This is a genomic window from Photobacterium halotolerans DSM 18316, assembly GCF_000425165.1.
GTDB classification, from domain to species: domain Bacteria; phylum Pseudomonadota; class Gammaproteobacteria; order Enterobacterales; family Vibrionaceae; genus Photobacterium; species Photobacterium halotolerans.
In genome coordinates this window covers 440,437-462,744 of the sequence record NZ_KE384319.1, presented here as the reverse complement: position 1 = coordinate 462,744, position 22,308 = coordinate 440,437, and the positions used below count along the sequence as shown (strand labels likewise).

18 protein-coding genes and 1 pseudogene are annotated in these 22,308 nt (G+C 49.3%); 12 read left to right on the top strand and 7 right to left on the bottom strand.

Annotated features, from left to right (window positions below):
* Positions 1–888: a 2-hydroxy-3-oxopropionate reductase gene (locus H511_RS0111460; protein ID WP_027252421.1), complete on the top strand. Its 888-nt coding sequence runs from the start codon at positions 1–3 to the stop codon at positions 886–888.
* Positions 889–1,158: 270 nt separating this feature from the next.
* Positions 1,159–2,442 carry a glycerate kinase type-2 family protein gene (locus H511_RS0111450; protein ID WP_027252420.1) on the top strand — a complete coding sequence of 428 codons (1,284 nt, stop codon included), beginning with the start codon at positions 1,159–1,161 and terminating at the stop codon, positions 2,440–2,442.
* Between the two features lie 456 nt (positions 2,443–2,898).
* Here the strand turns inward: H511_RS0111450 and H511_RS0111445 are convergent, their stop codons facing one another.
* Positions 2,899–3,639: a GntR family transcriptional regulator gene (locus H511_RS0111445; protein WP_027252419.1), complete on the bottom strand. Its 741-nt coding sequence runs from the start codon at positions 3,637–3,639 to the stop codon at positions 2,899–2,901.
* 196 nt (positions 3,640–3,835) lie between these two features.
* Positions 3,836–4,468: a transglutaminase-like domain-containing protein gene (locus H511_RS0111440; protein WP_027252418.1), complete on the bottom strand. Its 633-nt coding sequence runs from the start codon at positions 4,466–4,468 to the stop codon at positions 3,836–3,838.
* A 250-nt stretch (positions 4,469–4,718) separates the two neighbouring features.
* On the opposite strand from H511_RS0111440, the gene H511_RS0111435 reads away from it, so the two are divergent.
* Both H511_RS0111435 and H511_RS0111430 read left to right on the top strand, forming a co-directional pair.
* Entirely contained in the window at positions 4,719–5,780 is a 1,062-nt protein-coding gene (locus H511_RS0111435; RefSeq protein WP_027252417.1) for a lipase family alpha/beta hydrolase, read from the top strand.
* A gap of 142 nt (positions 5,781–5,922) precedes the next feature.
* Complete coding sequence (locus H511_RS0111430; RefSeq protein ID WP_027252416.1) at positions 5,923–6,534, top strand: 2OG-Fe(II) oxygenase; 612 nt, start codon at positions 5,923–5,925, stop codon at positions 6,532–6,534.
* Between the two features lie 88 nt (positions 6,535–6,622).
* Here H511_RS0111430 and H511_RS0111425 read toward each other — a convergent pair whose 3' ends face one another.
* From H511_RS0111425 to H511_RS0111415, 3 genes are all read right to left on the bottom strand, one after another.
* Positions 6,623–7,930, bottom strand: coding sequence for an NCS2 family permease (locus H511_RS0111425; RefSeq protein WP_027252415.1), 1,308 nt, complete (start codon positions 7,928–7,930; stop codon positions 6,623–6,625).
* Positions 7,931–9,043, bottom strand: a complete 1,113-nt coding sequence (locus H511_RS0111420) for an adenosine deaminase family protein (protein ID WP_027252414.1) — start codon at positions 9,041–9,043, stop codon at positions 7,931–7,933.
* 125 nt (positions 9,044–9,168) lie between these two features.
* Complete coding sequence (locus H511_RS0111415) at positions 9,169–10,083, bottom strand: LysR substrate-binding domain-containing protein (RefSeq protein ID WP_027252413.1); 915 nt, start codon at positions 10,081–10,083, stop codon at positions 9,169–9,171.
* Between the two features lie 176 nt (positions 10,084–10,259).
* On the opposite strand from H511_RS0111415, the gene H511_RS0111410 reads away from it, so the two are divergent.
* On the top strand, positions 10,260–10,526 hold the full coding sequence (locus H511_RS0111410) for a hypothetical protein (RefSeq protein ID WP_027252412.1): 267 nt from the start codon (positions 10,260–10,262) through the stop codon (positions 10,524–10,526).
* Positions 10,527–10,971: 445 nt separating this feature from the next.
* Positions 10,972–12,087 (top strand): alanine dehydrogenase, encoded by a 1,116-nt coding sequence (ald, locus tag H511_RS0111405; protein ID WP_027252411.1) that lies wholly within the window; start codon positions 10,972–10,974, stop codon positions 12,085–12,087.
* Between the two features lie 340 nt (positions 12,088–12,427).
* Here the strand turns inward: ald and H511_RS0111400 are convergent, their stop codons facing one another.
* Together H511_RS0111400 and H511_RS23205 are read right to left on the bottom strand one after the other, a co-directional pair.
* Positions 12,428–13,075: a murein L,D-transpeptidase catalytic domain family protein gene (locus H511_RS0111400; protein ID WP_027252410.1), complete on the bottom strand. Its 648-nt coding sequence runs from the start codon at positions 13,073–13,075 to the stop codon at positions 12,428–12,430.
* A 468-nt stretch (positions 13,076–13,543) separates the two neighbouring features.
* A pseudogene (locus H511_RS23205) lies at positions 13,544–15,856 on the bottom strand (chitinase C-terminal domain-containing protein); the annotation flags it as partial.
* 405 nt (positions 15,857–16,261) lie between these two features.
* On the opposite strand from H511_RS23205, the gene H511_RS0111390 reads away from it, so the two are divergent.
* The 6 genes from H511_RS0111390 to cyoE all read left to right on the top strand — a co-directional run bounded on the left by H511_RS0111390 (position 16,262) and on the right by cyoE (position 22,275).
* Positions 16,262–17,020, top strand: coding sequence for a sulfite exporter TauE/SafE family protein (locus H511_RS0111390; RefSeq protein WP_027252409.1), 759 nt, complete (start codon positions 16,262–16,264; stop codon positions 17,018–17,020).
* 535 nt (positions 17,021–17,555) lie between these two features.
* Complete coding sequence (gene cyoA, locus H511_RS23200) at positions 17,556–18,455, top strand: ubiquinol oxidase subunit II (RefSeq protein WP_081669259.1); 900 nt, start codon at positions 17,556–17,558, stop codon at positions 18,453–18,455.
* 8 nt (positions 18,456–18,463) lie between these two features.
* A complete protein-coding gene (gene cyoB, locus H511_RS0111380) occupies positions 18,464–20,491 on the top strand; it encodes a cytochrome o ubiquinol oxidase subunit I (protein WP_027252408.1) in 2,028 nt (675 codons plus the stop codon).
* Positions 20,481–21,086 (top strand): cytochrome o ubiquinol oxidase subunit III, encoded by a 606-nt coding sequence (gene cyoC / locus H511_RS0111375; protein WP_027252407.1) that lies wholly within the window; start codon positions 20,481–20,483, stop codon positions 21,084–21,086. Before cyoB ends, cyoC begins: the two co-directional genes overlap by 11 nt.
* Positions 21,086–21,397, top strand: coding sequence for a cytochrome o ubiquinol oxidase subunit IV (gene cyoD, locus H511_RS0111370; protein ID WP_027252406.1), 312 nt, complete (start codon positions 21,086–21,088; stop codon positions 21,395–21,397). The genes cyoC and cyoD overlap by 1 nt, the downstream gene beginning before the upstream one ends.
* 14 nt (positions 21,398–21,411) lie before the next feature.
* On the top strand, positions 21,412–22,275 hold the full coding sequence (gene cyoE / locus H511_RS0111365; protein WP_027252405.1) for a heme o synthase: 864 nt from the start codon (positions 21,412–21,414) through the stop codon (positions 22,273–22,275).
* Positions 22,276–22,308 lie beyond the last annotated feature (33 nt).

Genomic DNA, 22,308 nt, shown 5'->3' with positions numbered 1-22,308 from the left:
ATGACGACTATCGCATTTATCGGTACAGGCATCATGGGTAAACCAATGGCCGAGAACCTGCAGAAAGCTGGACACCAACTGATCTTTTCTGACCATTACAATCCAGCACCGGCAGATTTGGTTGCCAACGGCGCTCAGGTTGTCCACTCGGCAAAAGCCGCGGCGGAACTGGCTGAATACATCATCCTGATGGTGCCAAATACCCCTCAGGTTGAAGATGTCCTGTTCAGTGACAATGGTGTGGCCGAAGTGCTGAAGGCCGGTCAAACCGTTATCGATATGAGCTCAATCTCGCCTATTGAGACCAAAACTATTGCAGCTCGCGTGAAAGAAACCGGTGCGGAATACCTGGATGCGCCTGTCTCTGGTGGTGAAGTGGGTGCGATTAATGCTGCGCTGACCATCATGGTGGGCGGTAGTGAAGAAGCCTACGCAAAAGCATTGCCACTGTTTGAAGTCATGGGTAAGAATATTAACCTGGTTGGCGATAACGGTGCAGGCCAGATCTGTAAAGTGGCTAACCAGATCATCGTCGCGCTGAACATTGAAGCGGTTGCTGAAGCCCTGGTATTTGCCTCTAAAGCCGGTGCCGATCCAGCCCGTGTTCGTGAAGCGCTGATGGGTGGCTTTGCCAACTCTAAAGTGCTGGAAGTCCACGGTGAGCGTATGGTGAAAGGCACCTTTGATCCGGGTTTCCGCATTCAGCTGCATCAGAAAGACCTGAATCTGGCGCTGTCCGGCGCTGAAGCACTGGGCATGTCGCTGCCAAATACCCAGTCTGCTCAGAATCTGTTTGACGCCTGTGTGAAACTGGGCGGCGAAGGCTGGGATCACTCAGCATTGATTCGTGCGATTGAAGAGCTGGCTAATCACAGCATCCGTCAGTAATCTGATGAACAGGCGGCATCATTGATGCCGCCCCAGGTATACAGCTGGTAATCAGCTGTATCCTGAATAATTATTGTCACATAACAATTTTTAGTCTCCTTTGGTTATGTGGTCCCGAAACCGCGGGTTGGATATTAGGGCTGGCTGCTTGTCAGAGGTGGCTTAGCCGGCCCTACCAGTTCGATAAATAATGTGGGTGACAGTGACGGTTTCGGGTTTTTTCCCCTGTTGCTTGCCGTAACTGGGAGCTAACTTGACGTGGAGCGCAACATGCAAATGGAAACGCATGCATTTTTGACTGCACTGTTTAATCGTGCAGTAAAACAGGCCCTGCCCGGTGAAACCCTGAAGCACTATTTACCTGAAGACAGAACAGGTAAAGCGGTGGTAATAGGGGCGGGTAAAGCCGCCGCCTCAATGGCCAGAGCACTGGAAAGTGTCTGGGAAGGTGAATTGGAAGGTCTGGTCGTGACTCGCTATGGTCACACCGCAGAATGCCAGAAGATCGAAGTGATCGAAGCCTCTCACCCGGTACCGGATGATGCCGGTCGTGAAGTGGCAGAACGCATCCTGAACCTGGTTGCCGGGCTCAACGAGAACGATCTCGTGATCTGTCTTTTGTCTGGTGGCGGTTCGGCCTTACTGAGTTTGCCTGCTCCCGGCATCACCTTTTCGCAAAAGCAGCAAATTAATAAAGCTTTGCTGAAATCAGGAGCGGCCATTGATGAAATGAACTGTGTACGCAAGCACCTGTCTGCCATTAAAGGCGGAAGGCTGGCTAAGGCCGTAGCACCTGCACAGTTGATTACACTGGCTATTTCGGACGTACCCGGTGATGAGGCAACAGTGATTGCTTCCGGTCCGACGGTGGCTGATCCCACCACCAGTAAAGATGCTTTAGACATATTGAACCGCTATCAGGTGAGTGTACCCGACTCAGTCACTGAGTGGTTACACAGCCCTGAATCTGAAACGGTAAAACCGGGCGATGCCTGCCTGGAACGGGCCAGGTTCGAGCTGATCGCCAGCCCTCAGCTGTCACTGGAAGCGGCTGCCGAAGAGGCCAGCCAATGGGGTATTCCGGCACATATTCTGAGTGACTGCATTGAAGGTGAATCTCGCGATGTCGCCAAGGTACATGCAGCACTGGCTAAACAGATCGCAGACCGTGAACAGCCATTCACGCCGCCGTGTGTTTTACTGTCAGGTGGTGAAACGACTGTGACAGTACGGGGTGAGGGACGAGGCGGGCGTAACAGTGAGTTTCTGCTGAGCCTTTATCATGAACTGCAGGGCCACCCGCAGATCTTCGCACTGGCCGCCGATACCGATGGTATTGACGGGGTAGAAGATAATGCCGGTGCGGTACTGAACCCGCAGAGTTATCACCAGGGACAGGCTCTGGAACTCAATAGCCAGGACTATCTGGATAACAATGATGGATACACTTTCTTCAAACAATTGGATTCATTGTTAACAACCGGTCCAACACTGACGAATGTTAATGATTTTCGCGCCATTCTGATTCTTCCGAAGGAGGAATCCGGTAACTGAATAACTCCTTGAGTTATGTTGTAAGTTGTAAGAGGCAACGGTAGGCACAGTTTTCTTTGTCCTTGGAGACTGTGTGCCCTTTGGGAATAGTGTCAGCGGCACTATTCCTTTTTTTATTGTTATTTCATCACTTACCGTCATTTCCGCGCAGACGATAATCCAGTCAGCCAATACCATACCCATTATTGATTCAGCAGAAAGGACAAAGCTGGTTGTATACGATGTTTTGTGATTTCTTGATGAAAGATCTCAGTGAGCAAAGCATGCCGAGAAAAGATGAATACAGGTGAAAATGAGTCAGAGCAGACTATAAAGAGGAATGGGTGGGAGCGTGCAGCACCAACTTATACAATACCGAACTGAACGCGTAGGCTGCATGCCCCACTGAGAACAGTATAGGGCATGATATGATTGTATACAATGTTGTTCTTTATTTTGTGTTAAATTGTTTATGATTTATCTTCGCTTTAACACAACATCAGAAAAGACAGCGTGGAGGTCACTGCTAATGGCTTCATCATCAAGGGCTAACTTGGCATTGATGTGGCCCAGGTGACTGCGCATCAGCGACACCGCTTTCTCTGTTTCACCCGCTTCAATGGCGTCCAGCAGCTGGTTATGTTCATCAAAAGAGCATTGACCACGGTTGCCGACTTCATACAGTGCAATGATCAGAGAAGTTTGCGACACAATACTGCGCTGGAAAGAAAGCAAAGGAGGGTTATTGGCCATGCTGGCCAGCTGGATATGGAATTCACCGGAGAGGCGGATACCCCGGCCCACATCGCCTTGATCAAAAGCTGCATGCTCTTCTTTAACCAGTTCACGTAATTTGGCGACTTGTTCGCTGGTAGCATGTTCCACTGCCAGCTCGGTAATGGCGAGCTCCAGTACTTCACGGGCCTTCAGTACCTGCCGGGCTTCTTCAACATTAGGTGCAGCGACAATGGCACCACGGTTCGGACGAATTTTAACAATCTGCTCGACAGACAGGCGAAGCAAGGCACGGCGGATAATGGTCCGGCTGACTCCGAAAATTTCACCCAGTGCTTCCTCATTGAGTTTAGTATTGGGTGGCAGGCGTTGTTCCAGGATGGCATCAAAAATGTGTCCGTAGACAATATCATCCTGGGTAAGTGTCGGACCCACAGTGGGTGATTTCTTTAACGTTGACTTTTTTTTCACTGGCGTGGTCACTACTTCTCTCCTAAAGCTTCTCCAGCTGCCCCGTTATTGTATGCAATTAACGCAAAAAAGCGAATTAACTTTTCAGAGTAAAATAAATAATCATATTTTATCCGGCTCGCTTGTGTTCTTGAATCGCGATTAATCAGGGAAAAATGAAACAGAGTGGCTAACCGCGTTCTGATGGTGGCTCATTGACGGGGTGGAACTATTGCGTGTTTCCCCGGTTCTGATTGAATAAATCTGCAAATTTCGGATAAGCCTCGGAGGCTATTTTTCTAATAAATTCAATGGGCATGTCATCAAAACAACCGTGGTATTTTACATACTCCATGTGTTGGCTACCATCTTTTGTCGCGGAATGGAGAATAGCGTCATGTTTACCGTCAAATTCCAGTGGTTCAACGTTAAACTTCTCGCACAAAGCACGATCAAATACAGGCGTCACTTTCACCCAGCCCTGATTCAGCCAGATCTCTGCATAACCATGCAAAGCGAAATAGTCTGTTCCCAGCCATTCAACCAATGCCGGTGTTGATAAGTGATTGATCACATCCGCGAGCCCAAGACGGGCCGGGATACCATGTTGACGGCACAGTGCAACCATAAGTGCTGCTTTTGGGATGCAATATGCCTGGTTTTTCTCAAGGCAATAACTGGCTTTCAGACTGGGCAGGCCATCCTGCAGCGTGTAGGGATTGTAAACAATCTCATCGCGAACCAGATAATAAATACTGATGGCTTTCTCGGCCGCTGTGTTGCCTGTCACCTGCCGGCTGAAGCTTTGGATAGCCGGGTGATGAAAATCAAAGTAGTGGGTGGCGCTCAATTGGTCTTCCATGTTAAGAGATCCTTGTGTTGTTATTAATTAGCAGGTTAGAGTCTAAGCTCTATCTTGGCGAGCGATACGGGACGGTTTTGTGCGGGAGCTTGAGGTAATTCACATCAATGCCGGCATACACAGATGGCCTGTGGACCGTATTCTATCCTTAATATGGCTGTGACATATCAGAACCTTGATCTGTTCGTGCGATCGCAGGATTGAACCCAGGTGATCAGCGGTCGGCCAGATCTGATATAAGGGCGTAAGTATGGTATTGAAGCGACGGATTAACCGTACACTCCAGTTGCTGTTCAGCGATCTGTCAGATCGTGCTCTTGCCAACGCGAGCCAGTGGCGGGCAGGTTTGGGGGAGTTTGTTGAAACCGGTTTGCCGCCGGTGCCCAGCGATCTGGTGATCGCCACAATGAACGGTGTGATGGGGGATGCGCTTGAAGAGCGCAAAAGCCGGTTAGCCCAGAGAATGGCATTCAGCAGCGGTATGCAGCCACTGAGCCTGGATCCTATTACGCTGGCCGGGCAATTGTCGCTGCCGCAGACCCGGATTGTGATTTGTGTACATGGCTGGTGTATGAATGACAGCCAATGGCAACGTAAGCCACATGACCATGGGCGAAATTTGGCGAAGTTTGGCTATACCCCTGTTTATCTGCGTTACAACACCGGGCGCCATATTTCATCCAATGGTGAAGACTTCGCTTTATTGTTAGAGCAACTGATTGCCGCCTGGCCTTGTCCGGTGCAGGAAATTGTCATTATTGCCCACAGTATGGGGGGGCTGGTCAGCAGAAGTGCATGCTTTTACGCTGCCAGACATCAGGTGAGCTGGCTAAATCAGCTCACCACTCTGATTACGCTGGGCACCCCGCATAACGGTGCGCCCTTGGCGAAACTGGCCAGCTGGGCTGAAACCCGGATTGCGGCGGTGCCTTACTTGCAATCTGTGGTTAACCTGACCCGGCTGCGCAGCGCCGGCAGTAAAGATCTCAGCCTGGGAACCATCTGCCATTCCGACTGGCAACGTGAGCCACCGCCGCCTTACCCGCTTCGTCCTCCCTTACCTGACGGGGTGGCCTGTTACGCTGTCGCCAGCTGTCTGAGCAAACAAACTCAGGATGAAAGAAGCCGCCGTATCGGCGATGGCCTGGTGCCGGTTTCGAGCGCGCTGGGAGAAGGGGATGAGCAGCAGCTGGCAGTGGGTTTTCCGGCCGTTAATCAGTGTGTTATTGGCAGTGTGAACCATATGGGGCTGCTCACACATCCCTTCGTTGCCAGGAAAATAGAACAGTGGGTTCTGGCAAACAGCGGCTAGCTATCAATCAGATTATTTTATGGTGAGATACTGTAAAATTTATCCATGATTTTTTTTTCTCTTCCCCATTCAATCAATGATTTGAGACTCGCAGGGTGAGTGTCTATAAAGCCTCAACGCTAGGCTAATACGGACTCATTGCATGGATCTTGATACTATGCTTGATAGCCTGCACACGCAGGGCTGGGGTGTGTGGGACGATTTTCTTTCTGCAAACGAATTATCTGCACTGTTGCAATGCTTACCCTCTGAATGGTCACAAGCAGGCATTGGGCGTCAGGATGCCCATACGCATGTGGCATCTATCCGAAGCGATAAGATTCATTGGCTGAAAGAAGAGATGGGCCAGCCGGTTCATCACTATCTGGATAAGATGGAAGTGATCCGTCAGGCGGTTAATCGCTACCTCTATCTGGGCCTGTTTGAATACGAGGCGCATTTTGCCAAGTACGAGCAGGGGGATTTCTATAAAAAGCACCGCGATAGTTTTCGTGGCAAAGCCAATCGTATTCTTACCACAGTGTTGTATCTGAATGATCAGGACTGGCAGGAAACGGATGGCGGAGAGCTAGTTATCTATCATGATGATGAAAGCTTTCTGACAAAGCTGGTGCCTAAAGGCGGGCGCCTGGTGATGTTTTTATCTGAAGACTTTCCTCATGAAGTGCTGCCAGCGCACCGCCCGCGTTTCAGTATTGCGGGTTGGTTCCGGCTCAATGGCGTGAGCGCGGGCAGTCTGGATATCGCGGTGTAATTGTAGAATGCTCATGCGCCCTGTACGGATCAACGTATCGGGTCAGCCGTCTTAATGTCGGGCCAGTCAGTCGACTGGCCCGAATTGATCAGTGACCTGCCACTACATAAAAGTAGTAAATCATTGAGATGGCAATGAGATACACAGACCAGTGATCTTCTTTATAGCGGTTTGTGGCCAGTTTCAGGAATGCATAAACGACCATGGCTGCTGCAATACCGTTACCCGAATTAAAGCTAAAGATGGTCATGGCGACACAGACAAATGCAGGCAGATACTGTGTGATGTCATCGTAGTTTACTTTTCGCATCGAAGACATCATGGCAAAACCGATATAAATCAGCACAGGGGCGGTCGCTGCTGTCGGGATCAGTGTCACCAGCGGTGAAATAAACAGGGTCAGCACAAACAAAGCTGCCGTGAATACCGCGGTCAAACCGGTACGGCTACCTGCCTCCACGCCGGCAGAGCTTTCCAGATACGTGGTCAGTACCGGACACGAGAACAGCGAGCCAAAGGTAGTCGCACAAGAATCGACGTGGAAGTTCTTCTCAATGCCCGGCAGGTTACCGTCTTTATCCAGATAGCCCGCCTGCGCACCGACACCCAGCAAGGTGCCCAGAGTTGAGAAGAAATCCGGAATAAAAAAGGCCAGCAGGAAAGGCAGATACTGCGGTGACAGGGCACCGGTGATATCAAGCTGAAACAGCAGATCATCAACGCCGCCCGGCATGGCAAACATATGGGTCGGTAATTGAGTCACACCGAGTGGAATGCCCACCAGAGTGGTGATCAGCACCGCCAGAATAATACCGCCACGGGTTTTTCGGGCCACGAAAAACAGCACCAGGAAAAATCCGAAAAAGGCCAGCAGGGCGTCGGTCGATGCCAGATCGCCAAAAATCAGCACATTTTTCTTGGCATTGGCGACCACTATCCCTGCCTGCTTGAGACCCAACAGCGCGATAAACAGCCCGATGCCGACCCCGACAGACACTTTAATGCTCGGTGGTATGATGCGGACAATGAAATTTCTGATCCCCAAAAAGGAAACCAGCATAAACAGCACACCGCTGATAAAAACGATGCCGGAGGCAACCGGCAACGGGACACCGCCACCCAGCAGAGTGAAGGAGAATATCGCCACGCTGCCCAGGCCCGGCGCCAGAATAAACGGCCGGTTGGTATAAAGCGCCATTGCCAGAGTGGTGAGTATTGTCATGATGACAGTCACTGTCATGGCCGAGGCAAAGGGAATCCCGCCTTTGCTCAGCATGCCGGGCACTACAGCCACCACATAGGCCATAGTGGCGAAGGTCGTGAATCCGGCGATAAACTCCGTTTTGATATCCGTGCCATTTTCTTGCAGTTTGAAAAAGTCCTTTATACGTTCCATTTATTTCTTTCCGTTATGTTCACGTCGATACAGAATTAATTCTTTGGTGCTCAGTGCGGGCTGGTAGTCCAGCTGTGCAAACAATTCATCAAAGCAGCGGCTCCATTCTTCTGCCCACTGTGTAATCTGTGCTGTGGGCAGCCAGCTTGCGTAGAGGCTGTTCAGCATCATGGTTTTCAGGCTGTACACATCAAAGCCGAAATCCTCAACCATCACCTGATAACACTTGCTGGTGTTGGTATCATGCATGTGCCAGTCGTCGGTGCAGGGGATAATGTTCAGACCGGCTTCTGCCATGGCACGTATCGGGTGTTTTACCCGCCATTCGTCATGCTTCGGCCATTGCTGAAGAAAATAGGTGTTGGACGGCACTACGGTAAAAGGTATACCCAGCGCCGCGTATTTCGCTGTGAGTTGCGGGTTATTGATGATGCTGTAGCCATGATCAATACGGTCAACACCGATGAGCTCAATACCGGTTTCGACATTGCGCCAGTGGAGGCCAAACTCAGAACAATGCGCTGTCAGTTTGTATCCGTGTCGCGCCGCCAGCCGGTATGCTTTCCAGAAGTGTTCAACCGGCGCCTGATGCTCTTTGTAGTCGATACCTATTCCCAGCACATACGGGTGCGGGTGGGCAATCATGGCTTCCACCATAGCAACGGCGGTTTCAGGCGATTTTTCCCGGTTGATGGAGGGGATCAGACGTATGGTGATACCAAACACCTGCTGGCAATGATCTATGGTGCGTACCAGCGCATCATTGACGTCTGCATAGGGCAAAGCCACATCGGACGGGTTCCAGAAGGTTTCAATGTATTTCACGCCGCTGTGGTGGGCGTCTTCTGCAACTTCAAACAGCACTCTTTCATAATCGGCCGTTTCCTGCATCAACTGATACAGGAATGTCAGGGCCGCAATCCCGCCTTTGCGCGGGCCGCCAGGCGTCTGGTAGGCGCGATAGTAGCTTTTGGCCTCGGCTTCCGGAAGATCAACCTGGTACTTGCGGGCAAGGTCCAGCATGGTGCTCAGCCGTACCCCGCCCAGCAAGTGATAATGAATATCGGCTTTGGGCAGGCGGCGGATAAATTCAGGTAAAGTCAGGGTAGTCACGTATCCATACTCAATCTGCTACATCAGTTGAGAAGCAGTTTGGAGAGAAGGGCGAACATTGTGAAATGCTGTTTTCGGTATGTTGATGCTGAATCTGCATCAATGTATCAAACAGCATGGCCGGGTTAGCTGGCCGGCAAGAGCTGCCAGCCAGCTTCGGCCTGTTGTTGCAGGTATTGCCAGAACGCTTCGGCAACATCAGGTAGCCGGGCCTGATTGCGGTACAGCCGGATTTTGTAGGGAATCCGCCAGACATCAGGACTGAGCCGGACCAAGCGCTGGTCTTTTAATTCCTCTTCGATCAGGCAATCGGGCAACCAGGCCACGCCTTTACCCCGGAGCGCCATGTCTTTATGCAACTGGCACATCGACGATTCAAACACCGGATGGCAGGGAAAGTTAGCCGGCTGCCCGAGGGCGTTTTCGATCAGCCGGGCGGTGTAACTTTCAGGAGAATAGCGTAACAGGGGCGTAAGCTTGTCCGCACCGGGTGTAAAGACCGGGGCGCCCTGTTGATCGGTCGCGGAGACCAAATAGAAATGGCCTTCTCCAATGGCAATATTCTGAAACGGCGGCTGATGCAAGGCCAGTGCATCGAAGGCAAACAGAAAATCACTGCGCCCTTCGGTTAACGACTCAATGGCATAATCCAGCCTGAGTACGTCAACACTGTATTCGAGACTGAGTTCCTGACTGGCGAAGTCCATCAGGTTCATTAAGGTGGGCGAGGCCAGAGAATGCGGCGCTGCAATGCGAAGCGGTGTAAAAACCGGCCGCGGGTGGCTGCTTAACTGAGACAGGCCAAGATCGAGCTGCAGCAGCAGATTGCGGGCCAGAGAATGGAATTGCTTACCTGCCTGAGTCAGGCTGATCGGTGTTGTGCTTCTGTCAATCAGCTGCACGCCAACGGCCTCTTCCAGAGATTTGATATGGCGTCCAAACGCGGGCTGGGTAATGTGCCGGGCTTTGGCCGCACGGGAAAAGTTTCGGACTTCACAAAGCACGATAAAGTCTTCCAACCATTTAGTATCAAGATTCATCGACAATCACTTCACTGCAAACCACACATAATGAACCGGATATTATCACAGGACATGCCGCCCACTGGCCCGACGGCCAGAATAACGCACTGCAGCAACCGAATTAGTGTTACCTGTCCGGCTACGGTAAGATTGGGGGATATCTTACTGGTGAAGTGTTAAGAAGGGCAGGCAGTATGCAAGATGATGAGATCATGACAGGTGAAATGCTGGTGGAAACGGTTGAAAATCAACTGGCTGAAGGCAATCCGATTAAAGTAAAAGAAACTCTGATGCGCCTTGTCATGACAGGGACACCAAGGGAAGAAGCCATTGAGATGATTGCTTGTGCTTTGTCTATTGAAGTGTTTGATGTGGTGAAAAATGACGGTGAATTTAACCTGAAGCGCTACTCAGATAATCTCGATGCCTTACCCGACATGGATTGGGAGATTGAAGACTGATCGTGCATTTTCTGTCGGATTTTCCACGCCACCTCAGGGTGGCGTTCTTATTTTCCCCGTTTAAACCCTTATCCATAGTGATAAATCTTCCTGAATAACGAAGTCGTTGGGTAAAATCCAGCATTTTATATGGTTGAAACGAAACTGCCAGCATCTCTGCATTTATTTAAGTAATGAAGATTATCAGTAAAGTCAAAAATGCTTTGTTGGTATGTAAATTTAGACTTAAAGCCTGATAAATGGTCTTGAAACTAGTTCCAAGGACTAATTATTGGTGTTTTCTTGACCTTTTGTAGTGTGATGGTTGTCATAAACAGAGTGATATGCTGCTAAATCTTCTGTGGCTGGTTTCATTTGTTGCTTTTAGGTTAAAAAACGGTGACACATTTCAAATGTATTCCATTATTGTTTTCACAACCTCTGACAAGCCGCAAGGAAACTTACAATGATTATTGGTGTACCAAAGGAAATTAAAGTTCATGAATACCGCGTAGGCATGGTGCCTGCTTCTGTCAACGAAGCGGTTGCCCATGGCCACACTGTGTATGTTGAAACGCAAGCTGGTGTCGGTATTGGTTTCAGCGATCAGGACTACATTGACGCCGGTGCAAAAATTCTGCCGACCGCCGCTGATGTGTTTGCAGAAGCTGAAATGATTGTGAAGGTGAAAGAACCTCAGGCAGTAGAGCGTGCCATGCTGCGTGAAGGCCAGATTCTGTTTACCTACCTGCACCTGGCACCGGATCCAGAGCAGACCAAAGATCTGGTGGACAGTAAAGCGGTATGTATTGCGTACGAAACCGTGACGGATGATTTTGGCCGCTTGCCTCTTCTGGCACCTATGTCCGAAGTCGCTGGTCGTATGTCAATTCAGGCGGGTGCTTTTGCGCTGGAAAAATCTCGCGGTGGCAGCGGTATGCTGCTGGCGGGTGTCCCGGGTGTTGAACCTGCGAAAGTCGTGATTATCGGTGGTGGTGTTGTGGGTGCGAACGCCGCTCAGATGGCTGTCGGCCTGCGTGCTAACGTTGTTGTTCTGGATCGTAGCATAGACGTGCTGCGCAAACTGGATGCGCAGTTTGAAGGCAAGGTTCAGTGCGTGTATTCCACCAAAGATGCGATTGAAAAGCATGTACTGGAAGCTGATCTGGTTATCGGTGGTGTGCTGGTGGCGGGTGCTGCAGCGCCTAAGCTGGTCACAGCTGAGATGGTGAAGAAGATGAAGCCTGGCTCAGCCATTGTGGATGTGGCCATCGACCAGGGCGGTTGTGTTGAAACTTCTCATGCCACGACCCACAGCGAGCCGACTTTCATTGTGGATGATGTGGTTCACTATTGTGTCGCCAACATGCCTGGCGCTGTTGCCCGCACGTCTACTTTTGCCCTCAATAACGTAACCTTGCCGTATATCCTGAAACTGGCAAACAAAGGATACAAAGCGGCGCTGCAGGAAGACAAACACCTGCTGAACGGCTTGAACGTTTACCGTGGTCAAATTACTTGTCACGAAGTATCAACAGCCTTGGACCTGCCATTTGTCGAAGCGGCGAAAGCGCTGGCCTGATTCAACTAAATGTTTGATGATAGTTTTTAAATCCCTGCTTCGTCAGGGATTTTTTTATATTTGATAGAAATAAGTGCAAGTGAGAATATTGAAGACCGAACATTATCTGTCAGGTATTCATCGGCGTATTAATCGAATGGATAACGCACAGAGAACGAAAAGTATATCAAGTCTGTCTTGCGTGTCTGGATAATTTATCATTTCACAGTTATTCGCCCGGTAAAATGCGATCTTCCTAACAACTCTGCGTGTCAGAGATTAAATTGATATTACTCTGACAAAACAAAAAGCCCTTATGAGAACATAAGGGCAAGAAATAAAATTAATCAATCAGATTACATTACGCGCGAGCGTATATGACGCTGCCACCTTTGATGGTATCGATGATCTTCTTGGAAAGATTGGCCGGAAGCGCAGGGCAACCCCAGCTGCGGCCTAAATAACCATGGCGTCGAATAAAATCTTCAGACGCATAGGGAGCGCCGTGAACAACAATATAACGGCGACGCGCATTGTCATTGAGGCCTTTTGTCAGCCCGTCAAGACGCAGTGAATAGCCATTGCCCCCGAAGTAGGTGGTATCTGTCAGAAAGGTACCCAGCGAGGTTTGGCGCGAATTGACGATATTCGAAAAGTGCTTTGCAACCACACCGCCACTGTTGACGCCGTGTGTCACGTAAGTGTGATATAGCAGCTTATTACGTTTCAGGTCGATAACAAAAAAACGCTTTTCAGTAGATGGCTTACTGTAGTCAATAATAGTCAGTAATTGTTTTTTCCGTTCCTTGGTATTGTAATAAGCATTGTAACCATTTTTAAATACGTTGAAGTCTAGCTTTCCCTGCAAACCCGCCTGTTCATAAACATATTTAACAATGATTTCAGGATTCTGAGTCTGTTGTGAAAGTGGTCCCTTAATTGTGCTTGCTGATGCATACTGTGGTAAATAAAAAAACAGCAAAATGAATAGGTAGATGGTTTGTTTCATTTCCTTGTTTACACTCTTTTAATTAGTTTGTGCCAGTGACGATAGGACTCTACCATAGGATTTGAATTTTTTTAGCCCTTGCATTGAAAGGGTTAAGTTAAAATTATTCCATCATTAATGCGTTTAAATTTTGTATAATTATATATTTATCAATATAAAACAGCGTATTAGAATATGAACATTGTTTAATCTAAAATTAGTCTCAACTTGTCAGCATTTTTTACATTTTCAGTAAATAGTCAGTTTTGACACTATTAATCTTTTGTTTTAGAAAAGAAAAATAATAAGGGTGTATCAAAAACATCAAATAATCACTCATTTAACGGTTTGTTCGGATTTTGAGCTTGATATCGCATTTTAATCACAGGAAATGAATTTTGGGGTTAAAAAATGAACAATCACAATGCATAAAAAAGCGGGCTTGAATGCCCGCTTTGGTAAACAGCTTAATAAATATTCATGGTTTGGTTATTGAACCGTACAAACAGTATCCCAGCTGCCGTCGCTGCCCGGCACTGAGTTCGTCCACCATTTCGCCTGGTAAACCACGCCATTGTAGATAATCTGGTCGCCGCCACCAGCGTGGCTTGGGTTACCTGCCCAGTCAGTTTGCGGCCAGTTAGGGTAGGTATTGACACCTGTGGTTACACAGTCGCCATTATTGCCATCGCCACCACCATTGTCGCCGCCGCCGTTACTTAAATCTGCAATCGGTAAGTCAGGCTGTTCGAATGCCAGTGCGTAGTCTGTATTGTTGACACGCACACTGTAGTTCGCCGGGCCGGAAATGGGCAGGAAGTAGTTCAGGGTCAGCTCAAAGCTCTCATTGTTACCTAACTGCTTCCAGCTTGGCAGAGTGAACGCGACACGGTGGAAGTTGCCGTCCAGGCCGCCAATGTTGTCGCCTCGGGTGTGGCCAGAAGCAATGACCTGCAGATTGGCACCTGATTGATCCGACATGTTATCCGGTGTTGAGGTTGGAATGTCGAACTGGAACTCAGTGCCGCCAGGCAGGGCCTGACCTGTTTTATTGGTCAATGTCATGGTTGGATTGAGCGGGTAGTTCTGATCGCCCACTTTGAACCCGGTGACAGACACGTCGATATCGACCGCTTCTGTCGGAATCGCGCCTTCGGCAAGGGTATTGCCATAAGGTGTCGCAGTGGCAAATTTGTCATGGATGGCCTTGGTCATGGTGTCACCCATGTGGTATTCACCGTTGCCTGTCTTACAGGCGTTTTCGGTCGGGTCCACTGTAGTGCGGTTACCGTTGGCATCCAGGTTGTAACAGCTGTAGTCACCGGCCAGTTCCCAGAACATGATACCGCCGATACCCTGCTCAATCACATAGTCTGCCTTGGTGTTGATTGATTCTTTATCTTCGGTCGACAGGAAGACTTTCTTGTCTGCGTTCCACAGCCAGGGGGCAACAGAGACACTGTCGTAGTGGCGGGTATAAGTGCCGGTCAGCGCGTCCTGCGGATCGTTCACCGGATCTAAGCCATAGGCTGCGGTATAGCTGCCGTAAACCCCGTTTGCCAGGTTCATGGCATGCCACATAGGGTTTGAACCTGCGCCCATTTCATTGCCGTTAGCGTCTTTGTCGTGCCACATGTTATCGATACCGATGGCACCATAACCGCAATTACTGGTACCTGCACCGGTACCGGTTGGGCAATCGCTCTGGTTAGGCAGCGCCGCCTTACCCCAAAGTCCGTTGGTTCCGCCTGTGACGCCTTGCCAGCCACGGGTGTAATAAGGCACGCCAATGTTGATTCGGCCCGCAGGCATTGAGCCGCGGAAATAATGGTAAGCCCAGTCAGTGTTCAGATAACCGGTTTTTTTGTACTGAGCTGTACCGTAGACATTACCGGCTTCCAGCTCCGCATCCAGGCCGCTGTCGAACAGTGAGGCGTTATGACCCACGTAGTCGTTCCATGCGCCGTGCAGGTCGTAGCTCATGATGTTGACATAGTCGAGGTACTTAGTGACCGACATGGTTTCCATACCGCGCAGCAGATAGCCGGATGAAGGTGCGGCAATGGTCAGCATATAGTGGTGCCCGTCTTGTGCACTGGCCTGATCCAGTTTTTCACGCAGCACTTTCATCAGCTCGTGGTAAGACTTCATTAAATGAGGGCGCATTGCATCTGAGTAAGCAAAGTCATCCGGGTTACCTGCACCTTGCATACTGGTGGGGTATTCGTAGTCGATGTCCAGACCGTCAAACTTGTACTGGCGCATCATGGCCACAGCAGAGTCAGCAAAAGTCTGAATGCCCTGATGATTGATACTGCCGTCTGCATTGGTTGTCATGGTATAGAAACCGCCGTCAGCGACACGGTTGCCGTTGTCATCAAAGTGACCCCCGGTTTCCGCCCACCCACCGATGGAAATCAGTGTTTTGACATTATGCTGAGCTTTGGCTGTTGCCAGCGCACCAAAGTGGCCTTTAAAGCCGAGTGCCGGGTCTATCTCAACCCCGGGCCATTCTTTCCCGACCGCCGGGTTGTCCGGGTTGTTAACATCGCCGATGTTGACTTTGCCGTCAGAACCTATGCTGACGAAGGCGTAGTTAATATGAGTCAGGCTGTCCCAGGGAATATCATTGACCAAGTAGCTGCTTTGCGGGTCGTTACCGCTGCGCCAGCTGGTAAAGTAGCCGATCACGCGGCGCGGGTGGTCTGCGCCCATTTTTTCGCGGCCATCCTGATCATACACAGTACAGTAGGGCACAGTCACACCCGGTGTTTGATACAAGCCGTCAGGTCGGCAATTAGCAGCTGCCTGGGCCTGAAAGCTCAGCATGCAGGCTGCGCTGAGAGTTGCGAGAGCAAAGCCCTGCTTAGCGCGCTTGCGCTTCATATTTAGCTTTAGCATGAATGGTTCCTTAGTGAAAAAATCAAATAATAAAATAAGTAACTGACTTATATTTAGCCGTAAAATTACTATAGGTTTTTCACTGGAACTCCGAGATTTTTTGTTAATAATTTGATCTAATATCACATAAAAATAGTGATGTTCTGTAACAATTCCTTCATTATTTTGCGGTGACAATCAAATGATTAGCTTAATTGTCCTGATGAAATAAATCATTTAATCAATAGATTAGTGCTCTGTCACCTGTACACCTGTGCAGCCTATAGAGTATAAAGTGGTGCTTTGGAATTACTTTCAGGATCAGAAATGGATATCACCTTATTCCACGCCGCATTGCTCATCGGTACAGGGTTTCTTGCCGGCATCATCAATACCCTGGCTGGCGGTGGCTCAAATTTAACCTTGCCTGCCTTGATGGTGATGGGCATGCCAGCAGAAGTGGCGAATGCGACCAACCGGCTGGGTGTTGTTTTACAGGCCGTGACCGCAGTGCTGGGCTTTAAACGGCATGGAAAATTAGAGTTAAGTGATACCGGCCCCATTATGATACCCACATTGATCGGTGGTCTGGTTGGTGCCGGGGCTGCGGCTTACGCGCCGTCTGAGTGGATCAAGCCCTTACTGCTGGGCACCATGCTGCTGATGGCGTTCATCATTTTGGTCAAGCCTGCCGTGGTGGCACCTGAGCCCGGCAGCCTGGCGAGAAAAGTGGCAGATACGCCCAGCTCCTGGTGGGGATTAGGGCTGGCTGGCTTTTATGGCGGTTTTGTTCAGGCGGGAGTGGGGTTTGTGTTGCTGGCGGCACTGGCGGGTACCTTACGCTATGACCTGGTACGGGCGAATGCATTAAAAATGCTATGCACCCTGATGTTTACTGTGGTTGCCCTTGGCCTGTTTATTTACGAAGGTCTGGTGCTCTGGATGCCGGGTCTGATCCTGGCGGCCGGAACTATCGTTGGCACCCATCTGGCGGTGAAGTTTGCCATTAAAGCGACAGCAAAAACATTGAAATGGTTTTTGTTTTTAATGACATTGTGCGGTTGTATTGCTGCGATGCTGAACTAAGGCGTAGAAAATAATTAAATCATTGCTGAAATTTTGTTAATTTAATTAACATTAATTATGCGTTATTTTTTGCCTAAATAAAGCTTGTACTGTTCTTCTGTTATTGTTCAAACAGCTAACAAATTATATTTGCTATTCATAATGAAAGCCCGCTATTAGCCATGTAAATAATATGGTTAATGGCGGGCTTTTTGTCTTTATGGTCACAATTTGGCCATGATTCCAAATGCTAGATCTAAAGTTTCATTTTTAGTGAGTGTTAACTTAACAGCGAAAGTGGCAAAATATTTCAGTTGTAACAAAATGTGAGGGGGTGTAACCGCAAGTGAAATCAAGTGAATATGTGTGAACTGTTTAGTGAATCAGTTGGCGCTTGTACGAGCATAAAAGTGATTCATTATTGTTAATAGAGACATATAACAACTTGATTTTACGTAAAAGAAAATGATTCAGATCAAAATAATAACTCATGTAGTCATTAAAAAGTGCTACTAGCTGTTGGTGACGACTTTTGCCCAAAAAGCTGAGAGAGAACATGAAAACCTCAAGATATAAGAACATCTTGTCGGGTGGGTTTGTATTTTTTATAAGCCTCTTCCTTTCAGGATGTCAATTTGCACTGCTTGATCCCAAGGGACAAATTGGTGCTGCAGAAAAAGATTTGATAATCACATCAGTGCTACTGATGTTGGTTGTCGTTATTCCCGTTATTCTGATGACCTTCTATTTTTCATTTAAATATCGTGAATCGAATACGGGTGAAAAGTATACCCCTGAGTGGGCTCATTCAACCAAAATTGAACTGGTTGTCTGGACTGTGCCAATTATTATCATCGCCATTTTGGGCACTATTACCTGGCAGTCTACTCACGCGCTGGATCCAAGAAAGCCAATCGAAAGTTCAGTAAAACCAATGACCATTGAAGTGGTTTCGCTGGATTGGAAATGGCTGTTTATCTATCCGGATCAGCACATTGCAACGATCAACGAGGTGGCCTTCCCGAAAGATGTGCCGGTTGAGTTTCGTGTGACGTCCAACAGCGTGATGAACTCCTTCTTCATCCCACAGCTGGGCAGCCAGATTTACGCCATGGCAGGTATGCTGACCAAGGTGCATCTGATTGCTGATGAAGCGGGTGTGTACGATGGTATTTCAGCGAGCTACAGCGGCCACGGTTTCTCTGGCATGAAGTTCAAAGCACTGGCGATGTCAGATCAGGCAAGTTTTGATGAGTGGGTAAAGAAAGCTCAGGCATCAAGCGACAAACTGGTCACGTTGAAGGACTTCGAAACCATTGCTGAGCCGAGTGAGAATGCACCGGTGAGTTATTACTCCAATGTGCCTTCAAGCATGCTCACAACCATCCTGAATCAATTCGAAGGCTCGTTGATGTGCACAATCACGCCATCAAATTCCACTGAGCAAACATTCTAGGACATATTATGTTTGGACGATTAACACTGGACGCCATACCGTTCCATGAGCCAATTCTCATGGTAACGATGGCGATCATAATGCTGGGCGGCGCGGCGCTGGTAGGCGGTATTACCTACCTGGGTAAATGGCGTTACCTCTGGACAGAGTGGTTCACTACTGTCGATCACAAAAAAATCGGTGTGATGTATATCATCGTCGCCTTTGTCATGATGATGCGCGGTTTTGCCGATGCCATCATGATGCGTAGTCAGCAAGTGCTGTCTGCCGCGGGTGAAACCGGCTATCTGCCGCCACATCACTACGATCAGATTTTCTCTGCGCACGGCGTAATCATGATCTTCTTCATGGCGATGCCTTTCATCATTGGTTTGATGAACATTGTTATTCCGTTGCAGATCGGTGCGCGTGACGTTGCATTCCCGTTCCTGAACTCCCTGAGCTTCTGGTTGTTCGTGGTGGGTGTGGTGCTGATCAACCTGTCGCTGTTTGTCGGTGAGTTCGCGCAAACAGGCTGGCTGGCGTATCCGCCGCTGTCGGGCAAGGAATACAGTCCCGGGGTAGGGGTAGACTACTGGATATGGGCACTGCAGATATCCGGTATCGGAACCACGTTATCGGGCGTTAACTTCTTTACGACCATCATGCGTTTGCGTACACCGTCTATGCCGCTGATGAAAATGCCTGTGTTCACCTGGGCGTCACTGTGTGCCAACGTACTGATCATTATTTCGTTCCCGATTCTGACAGTGACCATTGCACTGCTGACGCTGGACCGTTACCTGGGTACGCACTTCTTCACCAATGACATGGGTGGCGACATGATGATGTACGTCAACCTGATTTGGGCCTGGGGTCACCCTGAGGTTTACATTCTGGTGCTGCCGGTATTCGGTGTGTTCTCAGAAGTGGTCGCGACTTTCTCGCGTAAGAAACTGTTTGGCTACACTTCGCTGGTGTGGGCGACGGTTGTGATCACCATCCTGGCCTTCGTGGTCTGGCTGCACCACTTCTTCACTATGGGTGCCGGCGCGAACGTGAATGCCTTCTTCGGTATCGCCACTATGGTTATCTCCATACCAACCGGTGTGAAGATCTTCAACTGGCTGTTCACTATGTACCGTGGCCGCATTAAGTTCACGACCCCTATGCTGTGGACTGTCGGTTTCATGATCACCTTTACCATAGGTGGCATGACAGGTGTGCTGCTGGCGGTACCGGCTGCGAACTTTGTCCTGCATAACAGCCTGTTCCTGATTGCGCACTTCCATAACGTCATCATCGGCGGTGTGGTATTTGGCTGCTTTGCCGGTTTTGCCTACTGGTTCCCGAAAGCGACCGGCTACATGCTGGATGAGAAATGGGGTAAACGTGCCTTCTGGTTCTGGATTACCGGTTTCTTCGTGGCCTTTATGCCGCTCTATATTCTGGGCTTCATGGGCATGACCCGTCGCCTGAGCCAGCACATTGAACCTCAGTACTTCCCAATGCTGGCGATTGCCGCTTTCGGTGCAGTGCTGATTCTGTGCGGCATCCTGTGTCAGATCATGCAGCTGTACGTGACCTTCCGTGACCGTGAAGCGCTGCGTGACGTGACCGGCGACCCTTGGGATGGCCGTACCCTGGAGTGGGCGACATCATCGCCACCGCCGTTCTACAACTTTGCCCACTTGCCTGAAGGTAATGAACTGGATGCGCACTGGTATCAGAAGGAACGTGGTGAAACCAGTCAGTCGAGTGATTATCAGCCAATCCACATGCCGAAAAATACCGGCGCCGGTGTGATTATTTCTGCCTATGCACTGGTATTTGGCTTTGGTCTGATCTGGTACATCTGGTGGCTGGTCGCTATCGGTGTGGTCGGTATGATCGGTACTTGGATCAAGCACAGCTTTAACGAAGACGTGGATTACTACGTGACTGTTGAAGAAGTGACAGCGATCGAAGACGCACATAAAGCCCGTGTTGCAGGTGCAAGCACGAAACCTGCCACTAATAACGACGAAGATGAGATGGAGGTCGAATATGCAAACTAATGCTATCGATCATCACGAGCACGACGAACACCATCACGACATAGGTGAAACCAAGCTGCTGGGCTTCTGGATTTACCTGATGAGCGACTGCATTTTGTTCGCAACGCTGTTTGCTACCTACGCCGTATTGTTTACCAATACGGCAGGCGGTCCGAGCGGAAAAGATATCTTCGAGCTGCCGTTTGTGTTTACCGAAACTATGATGCTGCTGTTCAGCAGTATCACCTTTGGCTTCGGTATGATTGCCATGAAACGCAAGGACGTTAGTGGTCTGAAGCGTTGGATGTACGTGACCTTCCTGCTGGGTTTAGGCTTTGTGGCGATGGAAGTGTACGAGTTCCACCACCTGATTGAAGAGGGCTTTGGTCCGGATCGCAGCGCGTTCCTGTCTTCCTTCTTTACCCTGGTGGCGACTCACGGTCTGCACGTTACTGCCGGTCTGATCTGGATGGTGGTGTGCATGATTCAGCTCAATACCAAAGGCCTGAACGAGATGATGGAAACCCGTTTCCAGTGTCTGAGTCTGTTCTGGCACTTCCTGGATATCGTGTGGATCTGCGTGTTTACCATAGTCTACCTGTTGGGAGTATTGTAATGGCGAATCAACCGCATCAAACCGGTTACGGTGATTACATTAAAGGATTCATTGCGTCATTAATCCTGACCATTATTCCTTTCTACTTTGCGGCGACCAAAAGCCTGCCGACCACAACTACCGTCATGATCCTGGTGGCCTGTGCAGTGGTTCAGCTGGTGGTTCACCTGGTGTATTTCCTGCACCTGGACCGCTCTGAGAAAGGCATGTGGAACTCAATGTCCTTTGTGTTTACGGCGATTATCGTCCTGATTCTGATTGCGGGTTCAGTCTGGATCATGGTCAATCTGCACGAAAACATGCTGCTGTAATTCGGATGACGATAATGATCAAAGGATACATTTCCATTACCAAACCTGGGATCATCATCGGTAACCTCATCTCTGTGCTGGCCGGATATTTTCTGGCCGCTAAGACGGAGGGGCTGAACGGGCCCCTCCTTATTTACACATTGCTGGGTGTTGCTCTTGTGATCGCTTCCGGTTGCGTGATCAACAATATTTTTGACCGGGATATTGATCAGAAGATGTCCCGTACCCAAAGCCGTTTACTGGCTAAAGGGGCAATCAATGCAGACGCCGCTTTTGTGTACGCGGTTGTATTGCTGCTGTCAGGTACTGCTGTGCTGTATCAGAAAGCCAATCCGCTTTCAGCGGTCGTTGTGCTGCTGGGGTTTGTTTTTTACGTCTTTTTTTACACCATGTGGTACAAGCGACATTCGGTGTACGGCACGTTAGTGGGCAGTGTGTCAGGCGCCGTCCCGCCACTGGTGGGGTATCTGGCGGTGACCAACTACATCAGCCTGGAAGCCATGCTGCTGTTTACTATGTTCTGCCTGTGGCAAATGCCGCATTCCTACGCGATTGCGATGTTCCGCATGCAGGACTACAAGAATGCTGAGATACCTGTGTTGCCTGTGGTTGAAGGTATTCACAAAGCCCGCCGTCATATGATGGCCTATGTGGCTGCGTTTACCCTTGTGGCGCTGGCGATGTTTGGCTTAGGTTTCAGCGGTTATGAATATTTACTGGTGACGTCAGGTGTGTGCCTGTGGTGGTGCATCGTCACTTTCCGTCCTCTGAGCGAGGACACCTATGTACAGTGGTCAAAATCAGTATTTAAGACATCACTGTTTGTGGTAACCGGAATCAGCTGCGTGCTGGGCCTGGAATTGATTCCGTTAATATGACGGCAGGCGGTTAATCACAATTTACCGATTCAA